At 43.1% G+C, this 355-nt stretch carries 1 protein-coding gene; it reads right to left on the reverse strand.

Annotation, left to right across the window (positions count from 1 at the left end; translation table 11 throughout):
• Positions 1-175: 175 nt before the first annotated feature.
• On the reverse strand, positions 176-355 hold a 180-nt coding region (locus tag CA600_RS31620), incomplete at its 5' end, for a hypothetical protein (protein WP_218832813.1).

A 355-nucleotide genomic window follows, 5' to 3' on the forward strand; every position in this document is an offset into this window, starting at 1 on the left:
GTCATGACCATGATTGAGGCTGGTTGGGACCTGAGATCCCGTATAACAGCGATGCTATGGAGCGACAAGAGGAAATCACAGGGGCTGCCGGTAAATCTAAATTAGGAAGGTGCATCGAATTTCAAACTGTTCTTGTTCAAGTTTCCCCTACGTACAAAGGTGTTTTCGGGGACATCTATTCTAACATTTCACTTCGATTTTTAAATGAGTTTCCAACTTCAAATTTGGTATTGCAATCGGACGAAGAAATGCTAAAGTCCAAATTCACAGAACTACTTTCCTCAAGACGAGGGCGGTCAGAGAATTGGATCTGTGTGCGAGTTACGCGTCTATTAAACGCGGCAAAACAAAATCC

Source organism: Paenibacillus sp. VTT E-133280 (genome assembly GCF_002264385.1).
Taxonomy (GTDB): Bacteria; Bacillota; Bacilli; order Paenibacillales; family Paenibacillaceae; genus Paenibacillus_AQ; species Paenibacillus_AQ nitricinens.